Source organism: Melioribacter sulfuriphilus, from assembly GCF_051488685.1.
Classification (GTDB): domain Bacteria; phylum Bacteroidota; class Ignavibacteria; order Ignavibacteriales; family Melioribacteraceae; genus Melioribacter.
In genome coordinates this window covers 181,814-196,169 of record NZ_JBPSEH010000003.1, presented here as the reverse complement: position 1 = coordinate 196,169, position 14,356 = coordinate 181,814, and the positions used below count along the sequence as shown (strand labels likewise).

The window sequence follows — 14,356 nt, the reverse complement described above, 5'->3', positions numbered from 1 at the left end:
CTTTCGAAGCGGGCGTATTGAATTCAAGATATTTGCTCATAACCAATCCCTCACTAATTTTCTGTCGCCAATATAAAGTTCGTTCGGTGCATTAGGATCGATTACCCATTTGATTCTTTCAATACCTTCCTGAATTTCTTTCATAGAACCTGCAAAGCTTAAGCGAATAAATCCTTCCATGCCAAATTCCACGCCGGGTACCGTCAATACCATTACTTTATCAATGAGCATTTGAGAAAGTTTATGTGAACTCTTTTCGTAAGCACTAAAGTCGACGAAGCAGTAAAATGTACCGTCGGGCACGAAAACTTTTGCACCGTCCATAGTACGCAATAAATCGACCATAACATTACGATTGTTTTCGAGTGTGGTTCTGAGATTTTCTACGCTCGATTGAATGCCATTAAGTGCGCCCACTGCAGCACGCTGAAGCACAACTGAAGGCCCTCCCGACTGATGGCTCTGTATATTTGTCATTGCTTCGATTAGTTTTTTATTTGCCACAGCCCATCCGATGCGAAATCCCGTCATTGCGTATTGTTTCGATACACCGTTAACAATTATCATTCTGGAATTTTCATCTTTCTTTTTAACATAGTTCCATGGATTAATTGGTTTTCTGCCGTCGAAAATCAGGCGGTGATAAATATCATCCATTATTAAATAGAGGTCGCGACGTTCGCAGAAATCGACTATATCTGCAATAAATTCTTCGGAATAAACGGCTCCGGAAGGATTATTTGGACTGTTAATAATAACTGCTTTTGTATAACTGCCTACTTTCCTTTCGATGTCTTGAATTCTTGGATAGAAAGTTCCATCTTCAGGTGGAACAGGAATGCCAATGCCGCCGCAGAGCTTTGCCATCTCGGGATAACTAACCCAGTAAGGTGCTGGATAGAGAACCTCTTCCTGCGGATTCAGTATAGCCTGCAAAGCTATCATAATTGCCTGTTTGGCGCCTCCCGATACAATTATGTTTTCTGGCTCAACTTTTCGATTGTAAAACTCTTCGGTGTAACGGATAATTGATTTCTTCAAATCGGGTATTCCATCGGGCGGCGTATAACGAACTTCGCCAGTATTAAGAATTTGAACTGCAGCCAGAATTGAATCGATTGGCGCACGGCTGCGTGGCTCGCCAACACTGAAATTGATTACCGGTTCTCCTTTTTGTCGAAGTATTTGTGCCTTCTCGTTTAACGCTAACGTGGGAGAAGCAGATATGCTTTTTGCTATTAGACTTAGACTCATTTTGTTACCTTATTGATTGATTTAATCGGGTGAGATTTATATGAAATGAAAAATATTTCTGTAATTGATGCAATTTATCTGCTCACATTTTCAGAATAATTGATTTTAATATGGCACTATTTTTAGCTGACCCCACGTACAATAAAGAGGATTTAGAGTATCCTCAGTCTTTTAAAACTAACTGTTTTTTACAATGAAAAAATAATAAATAATGAAGGAATGGCAAAAACTGCAGAGTAAAATTCAATTTCTTGTTCCATTTTGTGTGATGAATTTTATTTCCCGGAGTGTACCTTTAAACCACGATTTTTTGTTCTGTCTTACACCTATTGAAATAGTACCATCTTTGTCTATCGGTTCAAAATTTACTTTGCCGCTCATCTCTTCGTGTCCATCGACAAAATGTCTCATAATCCCGTTACGATAAGTCAAAGCAACTTTGTACCACTTACCGGTTTCGTGCCAGATAGAAGTATCAATAAGTGTACATTTAGAATCTCCGTTTTTAATGAAAGTGTCCAGAGTCCATTTATTTTTCTTTAAACGCAATTCCATTAAGATTCTTTTAAAATCATCCTTGTTTTTAATATGGAGGAAACGCTGTTCATAATTTGCAATGTTCGACGAAGAATCGGGCCGGAAGAAAACTTCAATCGTAAAATTTTCTGAATCGCAAAGCGGATAATTGTTTATTAATATACCGTCGTCAATACCATCGAAATAAAGTGCATCGCCATATTCCGTATTAATAATAGAAGGACGTCCAGTAAGAAACGAAGTTTTAAAATTACCGACTGTATCGGGATTATTCAGTATCCAGACAAGTGTATCCTGAGCCTGCGAAACTGTTGTAATCAGAATGCATAAATGCAGCACAGTAAAAATTGTGACTTTCTTCATGTTTGTAAAATTAATTGTAACACAACGAAAAATATTATTTTCTCAAAAAAATGTGCAGATGTTTTTTTGATTGTTGAACTATTTTTTTGATTAATGAATTTATAGACTAAAAAAAGGAATTAAAGTTGAACGTCGAATGCAGAACAAAAGTATCTGAATTAATAGCCGATAGATATAGTCCTTACGATTTTTCTGAGCAGGAGATACCACTCGAGGATATAAAAGCATTATTCGAGATGGCTCGCCTTGCTCCTTCGTCCTATAATGAACAGCCATGGAAATTTTATGTTGGTTTTAAGGACGATAAAATTTACGATACGTTGCTCGATACTCTTTTCGACAGCAATAAAAAATGGGCGGCAAAAGCACCCGTCCTGATCGGAGTAACAGGCAGAGTTAATTTATCTCTTAACGGCAAAAAAAATAATTACATGGAATATGATGTGGGGCAGGCCGTAGCATTTTTAACACTCGAGGCAATGGAGCGGAATATTTATCTGCATCAAATGGGAGGATTCGACAGAAATAAATTTGTTGAAAGTCTCAATCTCAACGAAGACGAGAAACCTGTTGTAATAATTGCGCTGGGTTATAATGACGAAAAAAATCCTCATAGAAAAGGAAGGAAAGAATTAAAAGAAATAGTGGTATCAGAAAAGAACATTTTTTAATTGCAGAAGATTGGAATCAAAGGTTGAACTGAACATTAATAATATAGTTGATAAACGCTGCCTTATTAATTAAATTGGCACTCAAAAAAAAGGATGATAATTGAGAGCTGTTATCCCGGCGGCGGGTTTTGGAACACGATTAAAACCTCACACTCATTCGCTTCCTAAAGTAATGCTCAATGTTGGTGGAAAGCCAATCATCGGACATATCGTCGACAAACTGATTCAGGAAGGCATCAATAAAGCTACATTTATAATCGGATACATGGGAGAAAAAATAATCGATTATATCAATAGCGAATATCCTTTGATAGATGCACGGTTTGTAGAACAGGAAGAATTGCTGGGACTTGGACATGCAATTTATGTAGCATTGAAAGATGAAAGCGATAAAGAAATTTTTATTATTCTTGGCGACACTATTTTTGATTTCGATCTCAAAAAAGGATTCGAAAAAAACGCCACAGCGCTGGGAGTAAAGCAGGTAGAAGACCCATCCCGTTTTGGAGTTGCCGTCTGTGAAAACGATACGATAATTAAACTGATTGAAAAGCCACAAACGCCGATATCGAAACTGGCTCTTGTCGGTCTGTATTACATTAAAAACACTACACTTCTGAAAGAATGCCTTACAGAACTTATCGAAAAAAACATCCGCACACGAGGTGAATATCAATTGACCGACGCTTTGCAATTGATGATTGACAAAGGCGAGGTTATTAAAACGTTTGACGTTGAAGGCTGGTATGATTGCGGCAAACCTGAAACCCTTCTGGAAACAAATCGATTTCTACTGTCGAAAAATGGAACACATAAAAAATTTGATAACGTGGTTGTTATAGAACCTGTTTATATCGACGAGAAAGCAGAAATTATAAATTCAGTGATAGGTCCTTTTGCAACAATTTCAAAAGGCTGTAAAATTACCGACTCGATTATAAGGAATTCAATAATAAGCGAAGGCGCTTTGATCGACAAGAGTATGCTTGAAAATTCTATTATCGGCAGCAATGCTATCGTTAAAGGAAACTTCAAAAGATTGAATACTGGCGATTCATCTGAAATTGAGTATTATTAAAAAATAAAACAGAGGTATAAATGTCATACTTGTTCACATCCGAATCCGTTTCCGAAGGGCACCCGGATAAAGTGTGTGATGCGATATCGGACGGAGTATTAGATGCGGTTATGAAAGACGACCCGAATGGACGGGTTGCATGCGAAACTTTTGTTACTACCGGACTGGTTGTAGTTGGCGGTGAAATTACAACCGAGGCATACATCGATATTGAGAATGTTGTAAGATCTACAATAAGGAATATCGGCTATACAAAGGCCGAATATAAATTTGACGCTGAATCGTGTGGTGTAATCAATGCAATTCATTCGCAGTCGCCCGATATCGCAATGGGAGTGAATAAAGGCGGTGCAGGTGACCAGGGAATTATGTTCGGATATGCATGCGATCAAACTCCCGAATTTATGCCCATGCCTTTAATGTTTGCACATAAACTCGTCAAACGACTTGCCGATGTAAGAAAAAACACTCCCGGAGAAATGCCATACCTGAGACCCGATTCAAAATCACAAGTGACAATTGAATTTGAAGACGATGGAACTCCAAGAAGAGTTGATGCAGTCGTCATTTCTACACAGCACGATCCTGGAGTTAGCCAGAAAAAAATTAAAGCCGATGTTATCGAAAATATTATTAAAAAAGTAATTCCAGCAGAGCTGCTCGACAACAGAACAAAGTACTATGTTAATCCAACCGGAAGATTTGAGATAGGAGGTCCTCACGGCGACACAGGATTAACAGGAAGAAAAATTATCGTAGATACCTACGGCGGATGGGCTCCACATGGAGGAGGCGCTTTCTCAGGGAAAGATCCGTCGAAAGTCGACAGAAGTGCAACTTATGCTGCGCGTCATATTGCTAAGAATGTGGTCGCTGCTGGACTTGCAAGGGAATGCCTGTTTCAGATTGCATATGCCATCGGTGTAAAAGAACCAGTATCGGTTTATATCAATACTAACGGCACCGGTGTTATTCCGGACAAGCAGCTGGCAAAACTGATTAAAAAGGAGATCGACCTTACGCCGAACGGTATCATCGAACGTTTGAAATTAAGAAGACCGATATATCAAAAAACCGCAGCTTACGGTCATTTCGGTAGAAACGAAAAAGAATTTACGTGGGAAAAACTTGACCTTGTATCAACACTTAAAAAACTTGTTTAATAAGGAGTAATTTTATGGATTTCAAAGAAGGAAGGTATAAAGTACGCGATATTAAATTAGCAGCTGAAGGCAGAAAGAAAATCGAGTGGGCAGAATCGAGAATGCCCGTTATGATGGAACTGAGAGAAAAATATTCGAAGACCAAGCCGTTGAAGGGATTCAAAATTGCGGGATGTCTCCACGTTACAAAAGAGACTGCAGTTCTTGTCGAAACATTAAAGGAAGCGGGCGCAAAAGTAAGCTGGAGCGGCTGTAATCCACTTTCTACACAGGACGAAATTGCAGCTGCACTTGCTAAAAATGGGATCGAAATTTATGCTTGGCATGGTCAGAATGTTAAGGAATTCTACTGGTCGATAGAACAAACATTAAAGATGAAACCAAACCTGACACTCGACGACGGCGCTGATTTAATTTTTACAGTCCACAATAAATTTCCTGAGTTGGCTAAAAATATTATCGGCGGCACTGAAGAAACAACGACGGGCGTGCACAGACTTCGAGCTATGGCTGCAGCTAAAAAATTGCTCTATCCCGTTATCGCAGTCAACGATGCAGAAACAAAATGGGACTTCGATAATGTCTACGGTACCGGCCAATCCTCGATTGACGGTATATTAAGAGCAACTTCGGTATTGCTGGCGGGCAAAAATTTTGTCGTTGCTGGTTATGGACACTGCGGACGAGGCGTTGCAATGAGAGCCGCAGGGATGGGAGCCAATGTGATTGTTACAGAAGTTAAACCAACGGCAGCTCTGAAAGCAGCACTGGAAGGTTTCCGCGTTATGCCAATGGACGAAGCTGCTAAAATCGGAGATATCTTTATTACCGCTACCGGCGTTAAGGATGTGATCGTCTCGAAACATTTTAAAAGTATGAAAGATGGAGCAATCATTTGCAATACAGGTCACTACGACTGCGAAATAAATATTCCTGATCTTGAAAAATTGAAAAAATCGAAAAGAACTGTGCGACCTAATAACGAGGAGTATACTCTTAAAGATGGAAGACGCATCTATCTTCTGGCTCAGGGACGACTCGTAAATCTCGCTGCTGCAGAAGGGCACCCCTCTGAAGTAATGGATATGTCGTTTGCAAATCAATTTATGTCGCAACTGCGTCTGGCAGAAATGAAAGTAAAAGGAATTAAAATCGAACCCGATGTTATCGATATTCCTGAAGAACAAGATCAGGAAATTGCGATGATTAAATTGAAAACTATGGGTTACAAAATCGACAAGTTGACGAATGAACAGATTAAATATATTAACGATTACAGCGCGGGAACGTAATGCTTAAATAGATGATTGTTTGTGGATCTGGATGGAAAGATATCTAAAAAGCCCGTCTAATCATGCGGGCTTTTTTTCAATATGCAAATCCATTAATTATCGGTAATGTAAATTCCTTCCCCTTCTTTTTCAAAAGTGTGAAGAGATAATAAAGAAGAGTTTTTATGTCGCTTGGTTTAGTAAGATATAAATCGCATCCGGCGTTGAGTGCATTAATTCTATCGCGGTTCATTGCAAAGGTGGTGTAGCATAATATCGGTATATGCGAATAACTTTCGTTGCTCTTTAATTCTTGAATTAATTGAATCCCATCCTTGCCACCTTTTAATGCGATGTCCATAATTATAATATCGTAACTATTCTGGGAGAGGAGATCGTAGAGTTCCTCTGCAGATTCGCACGCATCGGGTAAGAAATATTTTTTTAGATAGATTTTTAGAAAATGTCTGTTGTCGTTGTCTCCTTCTGCAATTAATATTCTAGGTTTTTTTACTTCTTGTTCTTCCATAACTATTACCCTCAAATATAACTGTAAAAATAGAGCCGGTACCGAGCTCGCTTTTTACTTCGATTTTGGCGTTGTTAATATCCAAAAGATTTTTAACTAAAGCCAGACCCAAACCGGTACCCTCAAATGGTTTGGAGTATGACATATTTGCTTGAGAGAATGGAGTAAATAATTTACCTATATATTCGGGAGGTATTCCAATACCGTTGTCTTTGACGTCCACATAGAAATAGTTTTCATCCCTGCGTAAAATTATATCTACGTTACCGTTCTCGGAATATTTAATTGCATTGTCGATCAAATGTGAAAAAATTTGACTTACTGAATAATGATCTGCTGTTACAATCGTATCTTCCGTTTTGGGAACTATACGGAGTGCTACATTCTTTTCCTCTGCATAAGTGGCAAATTCGTTTGTGATAGATTTTATTATCGGCAGTACATCGATGTGCTCGAAGCGTATATTGAACGAGCCTGTTTGTATTTGCGACATGTTGAGTAGCAGGTCGAAAGTTCGGTAAAGCCGTTTGCTGTTGTTTATTATCGATAGGTAAATATCTTTCATGTCACTATCCTTGCTGCTTTTAGCTTCTTCCAACAGCATATTTGAAAATCCGATAATGACGTTTAATGGCGAACGAACTTCGTGTGATATCTGAGAAAGGAAAAACTCTTTTAACTTTTGCGACTCTTCTGCTTTACGTAGCGCTTCCTGTAATTCTTTTTCTGACCTTTTCAATTCTGTAATATCTCTTCCGTATATCTGACAAATTTCGAGACTCGAAATGCCGCTTATCTTGAACTGGAAATAATTTTGATTGATTTGTGTTGTGTAATTAATTGTTATATCTCTCTTTATCATTTCATAAATATCGAGGTCTTTTGTAAAAGGGAGGACTTCAGAAATTTTCGTGCCTAGCAAAACCTTGAAAGGAAATACTTTATGAGCAGCATCGTTGGCAAGAATTATATTGCTTGCTTTGTCTACGCGAAATACTGGATCGGGTGCAAGACTCACAAAGAGTGCCATCAATTCAGCCTGGCGCAATTGCATCGTTTTTTCTTCTTTCTCGTGTCGTTTTTGCATCGGCAGTACTACATACCAGAAAAACATGAATGACACCACGAGTATTACTGCCATCAGAAGTATGGCATAAAAATACGGATTCTCAGCGCTGAATAACGACTCGGGCCCTATCTCCTCTAAAGACCGTAAAGAAGAGTCCAAAGGAGATTTGGAAGATTGTTGTAATAAAAAAATAAGCAGTTGCATTTGTAATTCCGAAAGCTACGTTTAAATATTTGAGTATTGTAGTAAATTCGTAAAAGATTAACATTAATAGGAATAGGTCCAGCTCGCTCTTAAACGCAAAACGTATTATAAACTCCTTTAAAAACAAGAAGACAATAAGAAAATGGAGAATCCCAACTGAAAGCTGGGATTGCTCCAATATTAAAGTCAATATGAAAGTAACAGCTGTAGCCGTAATTGTAACAGCAAAATGAAATTTCTCGTTCGACTTCTCTTTCCTGTAAATGGATAAAAAAAGTAATAATGAAACAAATGGGAAATAGAAAGAAATATGAATGTAAATAAAATTCTTTATGAACAGAGATACTGGATCGGCTAAAGCAAGGATTAGAAAAAAATAAAAGTATCTGGTTTTAAGTTGTCGTATAGGTGGAAATAGCCAGATTACAATACTCACATAAAACAATATTTTTAAGATTTCAATGATACTCAAGTTAATCCTCAGGACAATAGGGTGGACAATCAGTTGCAAACTCTAACGTACTAACTGAATTACTGAGCGTTAAAATATAATTTGCTTGAAGTGAAGAAGTAGTTCTACCTCTTACTCCCGCTTCGCTCCCTCTAATTTCAATTTCAATGACCGAGTCGTTTGTGCTATTTAGAAATTCTTCGACCACTTCTTTGCTGAAGAGGAAACCTTTTTCGCCAGGGTCGAGTGTTACATTATTGTCGAGTAATGGTTTTCTGCGGCTGTTGAACAATAGTGGTCTTTTCCCTTTTACTGCAAAAAGAACGTATTTATCCACACGGGAAAGAGCTGCTTTGAGGATATCTTTCTTTATTTTTACAGAAAAATCCACTTTGCCAAAAAGCTGATTGGCTTCTTCTTTACCAAAAATTTTACCGAACCGTACATTCTGGTTCTGGGCCATTGTTAAAGAAGAGAATAAGATTACCATAAAGGAAATAATCAGAGTGATAATGAGAGTTTTTTTCATACATACCCCCTTATTAGGTTATTTATTTTCAACAGGTTGATGGAAAAATCAATTAAAAAATATTGATAAAGTTAGTAAATTCATAATGAAAAAAAACTTCCGTCGATTTTTGTTGAACAATAGTTACACCTGCCTTCTGTAAGCGAAATTTCCAAGATTGAGTGCCAATCTCTTTTAATAACGGCTTTGCCACATTCAGGGCAATAGGTTGTTTGTCCTTCGATGTTATGAATGTTGCCTGTGTAACAGTATTTTATGCCCATATTCAGAGCAATATTTCGCGCTCTAAAAAGTGTAGAAGGCGGTGTAGGAGGCTTGTCTCTCATTTTAAAATCCGGATGAAAAGCCGTGAAGTGCAATGGAATTCGATCACCCAAATTTTTTAATATCCACTCGCACATTTTTTTTATTTCATCGTCCGAATCGTTTTCACCGGGTATTAACAATGTTGTAATTTCAAACCAGATATCTGTTTCGTTGTGGAGCCATTGGAGCGTATCGAGTACAGGTTGAAGATGAGAGAATGTAAGGTTGTGATAGAATTCTTCAGTAAAAGCCTTCAGGTCTACGTTGGCAGCATCGATATATTGAAAAACTTCTTTGCGGGCTTCCTTATCGATGTAGCCTGCAGTAACCATAACTGTTTTGATATTCTGTTCTCGAGCCAATTTAGAAATATCGATTACATACTCGCCAAATATTACCGGATCGTTATAAGTAAAAGCAATAGAGGGAACATTATATTTCAATGCAATATTTACAACGTCTTCTGGGGAAGCTTCCACTGAGTTTATAGTGTCGATTTTTGCCTTGCTTATCGACCAGTTCTGACAGAATTTACAGCCGAGATTACAGCCTGCTGTACCGAAACTGAGTATTTTGCTTCCTGGCATAAAATGGAAGAGTGGTTTTTTTTCGATCGGGTCGATGGCAAAGCCCGTTGGATGGCCGTATCCGAGTGTATAAAGTTTGCCATCGATATTCTGGCGTATGTAGCAAAAGCCTGCCTGATTGTTCCCTATTGTGCAGTAACGCGGACATAGTGTACAGAGGATTTTGCCCTTATCGTTTACTGTCCACCATTTAGCGGGTTTATATTTTAAGCCAACCGTTCTATCCATTTTTGACCAAATTTATCCCTTCTCTTTTAGAGAATATAATACGGCTGGTAATATTTGTTTATAAACTATACAATCGAATAACGGAGCCAGCTTCGTCTACCGTCGCATAACGGTTGACCTGCAGCAAAAATAACCACATCACCGTCTTTAATCAAGTTTTTTTCTTTCAGTAGTTTCATCGATTCACTAATAGCGGTTTCTTCATCGTGGATATGGGAATGATAAAAGGGTTTAATTCCCCAGTGCAGGTTCAACGTGTTTAGCGTTTCGAATTTATCCGAGATTGCAAAGATCGAAGCATTTGGTCTGAACTTTGATATAATATTTGCTTTTGAACCGAAGTGAGTAAAAATTACAATTGCAGCAGCGTTCAGTTGTTCCGAAATAAGAGCGATGCCTGCGCCGGTGGCGTCGACCATATTTTCAAATATATTTTCAGGCTTTTCGTACTTTGTTTTTTTTCTCATACCGGGGTCGGCTTCGGTAGTTAAAAGAATTTCGTTCATAATTTTAACTGCGTCTACTGGATATTTGCCCACAGAGGTTTCGCCGCTTAGCATTACAACATCGGTTCCGTCCCAGACAGCATTTGCAATGTCGGAAGCCTCGGCCCGCGTTGGAACGGGATTATGAATCATGGACTCAAGCATTTGAGTTGCAGTTATAACGAGTTTGCCAGTTTCATTACAACGTCGAATAATTTTTTTCTGAATAATAGGCACAAGATGAGGACCCAGTTCAACTCCGAGATCGCCTCGTGCGACCATAATTCCATCTGATTCTTTCAATATTTCTTCGAAATTATCGACAGCTTCCTGCTTTTCAATTTTAGCAATCAATGGAATATTATAGCCTCGTTCGTTGAGCCATGCCCGCAAACCTCTTATATCTTCTGCCTGCCGAACAAAAGAGAGAGCAATAAAATCGACTCGGTACTGAAGCGCAAATTCGAGATTCTCATAGTCCTTATCGGTAACAGAAGGCGTGCTTAATTTCATTCCCGGCAGATTCATCCCTTTACGTGGTTTTAAGGTACCACCTTCTAAAATTGTACAGACAAGTTTATTGTTTTTCTTTTCGGCAACTTTGAGCTTTATCAGTCCATCGTCGATTAAAATTACTTCGTCCTTTTTTGCATCTTTAATCAGATCCTTATAACTGGTTGAAATTATTTCTTCCGTTCCTGGGATCTCCTCAGTAGTAATTTCAATTTTATTGCCGGTCTTAATTTCAATTTCTGGCTTGGTAAGTTCACCGATTCGAATTTTGGGTCCCTGTAAATCGACCAAAATCGGGATCGGAAGAGATTTTTCCACGCAAATGCTGTGAATTAAATTAAAGAGCCTTTTAAAATATTCCTTGTCGCCGTGTGAAAAGTTAAGGCGGATACCGTCGGCGCCAGCGTCGATTAATGCTTCGAGTTGCTCTTTTGAATCTGTGGCAGGTCCGAGTGTGACTAAAATTTTTGTTTTTGCAAATGCCGGCTTCATTACGTTAAAAGATTATTTTTGATAAAACAAAAATAATACAATTAACCGAAACAAATTTAATGCGTAGAACTGAAATTCATTATTTTTTTAGTTTTTTCTGCTACCCTGTTTCGATTTTTTTAGCATCGATTCGAGTTCCTTTTCAACTTTGTAGAAAAGCGTGTTTACCTCGTGTTTGCCCGTTTTCAGTAATTTACCTGCTTTTATGCCTGTAAGAATTTCTACGGCTTCTTCGACTGTCTTTACAGCATAAATATGGAATCTTTTTTCTTTTACTGCATTTACAACTTCGTCTTTCAGCATTAAATCTTTTACGTTTTGGTGCGGAATAATGACGCCTTGCGAACCGTTCAATCCGCGTTTTTTGCAGACATCGAAAAAACCTTCGATTTTTTCGTTGACACCACCGATTGGTTGTATTTCACCTTTTTGATTGACCGAGCCTGTAATTGCAAGCGATTGTTTTATTGGAACGCCCGAAAGAGCCGATAGAAGAGCGCATATTTCAGAGATCGATGCGCTGTCGCCGTCGACCATGCTGTAACCCTGCTCGAATACAAGATTTGCATTGAATGAAAGATTCATTGAACGCCCGAATTTTTCTCTGAAATATCCAGAAATAATAAGTACTGCTTTGTTATGGGTTTTACCGCTTAAGCCAGCCTCTCTTTCTACATTAATTATGCTGCCATTACCAAGAGAGACTGTAGCTGTTATTCTTGTCGGTTTGCCGAATGAATAAACGCCTACATCATAAACAGCAAGCCCATTTACTGTTCCAATACGAGCGCCTTCAGTATCAATTAAAATGGTGCCTTCCTCTATAAATTCAGAAATCTTGGATTCGTATAATCCGTGACGTTCGATATATGAATTGTAAGCCTGGTCAACGTGGTAATCAGTTACAATTTTACTGCCATTGTCTTTTGCCCAGAAGTTAGCTTCACGAACAAGGTCAGCAATGTATGCAAATCGAGTTGTCAGTTTGTTCTTTTCACCGGCGTATCGTGCGCCGTATTCGATAAGCCGTGCAACTGCGCTTTTGTCGAATTCATATAACTTTTCGTTTTCGATTAATTTTTTGATTAAACGGGCGTATTCGTTTAATGCACTTTCGGAACGTTTCATTACATTGTCGAATTCAGCTTTGATCTTGAATATTTTATTGAAGTCGTCTTCGTAAAATGATAAATAAGAATAGATATAATTATTCCCGATAAGAATTATTTTTGTGTCGATTTCGATCGGTTCGGGTTTGAGAATTGAAGGTGAGAACTGGTAAACGTTGGCAATGTCCTGAATTTCAAGTTTGCCGTAGAGCAATGTGCGTTTGAGAGCTTTCCAGACGCCTGGTTCGCCAAGTGCATCGAGTGCATTAATAACGAGAAATCCACCGTTAGCTCTGAGAATCGAGCCGGCTTTGATACGTGTAAAGTCGGCATACCATCCGCCACGTCCGTCGTTTATCTTTTCAATTGTGCCGAACAAATTTGTATATGTTGGCGAGGTCTCAATTATAACAGGCGTGGCTTTTGTGTTTGAATTATCGAGAATGATATTAACTTCGTATTCTTTTAGATAATCGATTACCGTCCCATCTTCAGCTTCTTCTTGAATTGGTTTCTGTCCTTTGAATATTTCAATATTCAAAAGAATATTTTCTGTAACCTGATCCAGATAATGTCTAATCTTGCTGTCTTTATATTTTTTCCTTAAATCTTCTATTGTAAGCTTAACAATTGAGGATACAGATTCAGTTTCCAGCTGGTTTATTTTTTCCTGATACATCTGTGTTAGCTTAAGGCTTTCAACAAATATCTGCTGAAGTTCTTCCTGGTAAGAAGAATATTTGCTGATAATTTCGTTGGCTTTTTCGGAATTAATTTTGCCTTCGCGTACAAATTCCTGAATCTGTTGAACGAATACAGGTTTATTGTCGATCAATGCAAGTATTTCGGGTCGAACCATTTCGCCTGATTTTACTTCGCCGAGAGTAAAATTATCTTTTCTCAATTTTTCTTCGAAGCCAGTCATTATAGCCCGTTGTTGTTTGCCATATTCCGAAAGGAGTTGCTTTTTGCGGCTGACAAAAGGCTCCGAATTTAATACGTTTGGAATTCTTTCCTGAAGGAATCGTATTGTCCTTTTCAACTCATTTCTGAATTTTTTAGCCTGTCCTGCCTTGAATTTAAGCAATATTGGTCTGTCGATATCCTTGAAATTATTTACGTATGCATAATCGAATAATTTTTCGTCTTCGGCTGGAGCAATCGATTCAAGCATTTTTTTGATTGTAGTCAATTTTCCTGTGCCAGATAAACCTGTGACGAAAATATTGTAACCGGGGCTGCGCAGCTCAACGCCAATTTTCAGAGCTTTCAATGCACGCTCCTGTCCCACAATACCTTCAATCGGTTTAATGCTTTTTGTATCTTCGAAATCGAACACTGATGTGTCGCATCTCCATTTGAGTTCTTCCGAGGTAAGTGCTCTGTGATGCGGAGCTTTCTTAAGAGGCATAATAAATCCTGTACGAATTTAACGGTAAGTTTAATATAAACAAAAAAGAAATAAGTTAGGCTCCTATTCTTAATTTTATTAAATTTTAGGAAAACAATTTGAGGCA

12 protein-coding genes are annotated in these 14,356 nt (G+C 38.3%); 4 read left to right on the top strand and 8 right to left on the bottom strand.

Translation table 11 applies throughout. The annotated features are described in order from the left end of the window. Positions 1-36: 36 nt before the first annotated feature. On the bottom strand, positions 37-1,254 hold the full coding sequence (locus ACSSV9_RS05900; protein ID WP_437346315.1) for a pyridoxal phosphate-dependent aminotransferase: 1,218 nt from the start codon (positions 1,252-1,254) through the stop codon (positions 37-39). Between the two features lie 243 nt (positions 1,255-1,497). Then, entirely contained in the window at positions 1,498-2,154 is a 657-nt protein-coding gene (locus ACSSV9_RS05895) for a LamG-like jellyroll fold domain-containing protein (RefSeq protein ID WP_437346314.1), read from the bottom strand. Positions 2,155-2,279: 125 nt separating this feature from the next. On the opposite strand from ACSSV9_RS05895, the gene ACSSV9_RS05890 reads away from it, so the two are divergent. From ACSSV9_RS05890 to ACSSV9_RS05875, 4 genes are all read left to right on the top strand, one after another. Beyond that, a complete protein-coding gene (locus tag ACSSV9_RS05890; RefSeq protein WP_437346313.1) occupies positions 2,280-2,825 on the top strand; it encodes a nitroreductase family protein in 546 nt (181 codons plus the stop codon). Positions 2,826-2,925: 100 nt separating this feature from the next. Then, complete coding sequence (locus ACSSV9_RS05885) at positions 2,926-3,903, top strand: sugar phosphate nucleotidyltransferase (protein ID WP_437346312.1); 978 nt, start codon at positions 2,926-2,928, stop codon at positions 3,901-3,903. Between the two features lie 20 nt (positions 3,904-3,923). Further along, a complete protein-coding gene (gene metK / locus ACSSV9_RS05880) occupies positions 3,924-5,066 on the top strand; it encodes a methionine adenosyltransferase (protein ID WP_437346311.1) in 1,143 nt (380 codons plus the stop codon). 14 nt (positions 5,067-5,080) lie between these two features. Then, positions 5,081-6,358 (top strand): adenosylhomocysteinase, encoded by a 1,278-nt coding sequence (locus ACSSV9_RS05875; RefSeq protein WP_437346310.1) that lies wholly within the window; start codon positions 5,081-5,083, stop codon positions 6,356-6,358. Between the two features lie 76 nt (positions 6,359-6,434). Here ACSSV9_RS05875 and ACSSV9_RS05870 read toward each other — a convergent pair whose 3' ends face one another. From ACSSV9_RS05870 to ACSSV9_RS05845, 6 genes are all read right to left on the bottom strand, one after another. Further along, a complete protein-coding gene (locus ACSSV9_RS05870; protein ID WP_437346309.1) occupies positions 6,435-6,866 on the bottom strand; it encodes a response regulator in 432 nt (143 codons plus the stop codon). Then, the gene (locus tag ACSSV9_RS05865) at positions 6,838-8,094 is read right to left on the bottom strand and encodes a sensor histidine kinase (RefSeq protein WP_437346308.1); all 1,257 of its coding nucleotides are present in this window, start codon (positions 8,092-8,094) and stop codon (positions 6,838-6,840) included. The genes ACSSV9_RS05870 and ACSSV9_RS05865 overlap by 29 nt, the downstream gene beginning before the upstream one ends. Positions 8,095-8,612: 518 nt before the next feature. Further along, complete coding sequence (locus ACSSV9_RS05860; RefSeq protein WP_437346307.1) at positions 8,613-9,119, bottom strand: hypothetical protein; 507 nt, start codon at positions 9,117-9,119, stop codon at positions 8,613-8,615. A gap of 80 nt (positions 9,120-9,199) precedes the next feature. Further along, a complete protein-coding gene (gene amrS / locus ACSSV9_RS05855; protein WP_437346306.1) occupies positions 9,200-10,240 on the bottom strand; it encodes an AmmeMemoRadiSam system radical SAM enzyme in 1,041 nt (346 codons plus the stop codon). Positions 10,241-10,305: 65 nt separating this feature from the next. Then, positions 10,306-11,730: a pyruvate kinase gene (gene pyk / locus ACSSV9_RS05850; protein WP_437346305.1), complete on the bottom strand. Its 1,425-nt coding sequence runs from the start codon at positions 11,728-11,730 to the stop codon at positions 10,306-10,308. 87 nt (positions 11,731-11,817) lie between these two features. Further along, positions 11,818-14,250, bottom strand: coding sequence for a Lon protease family protein (locus tag ACSSV9_RS05845; protein ID WP_437346304.1), 2,433 nt, complete (start codon positions 14,248-14,250; stop codon positions 11,818-11,820). Positions 14,251-14,356: the final 106 nt, after the last annotated feature.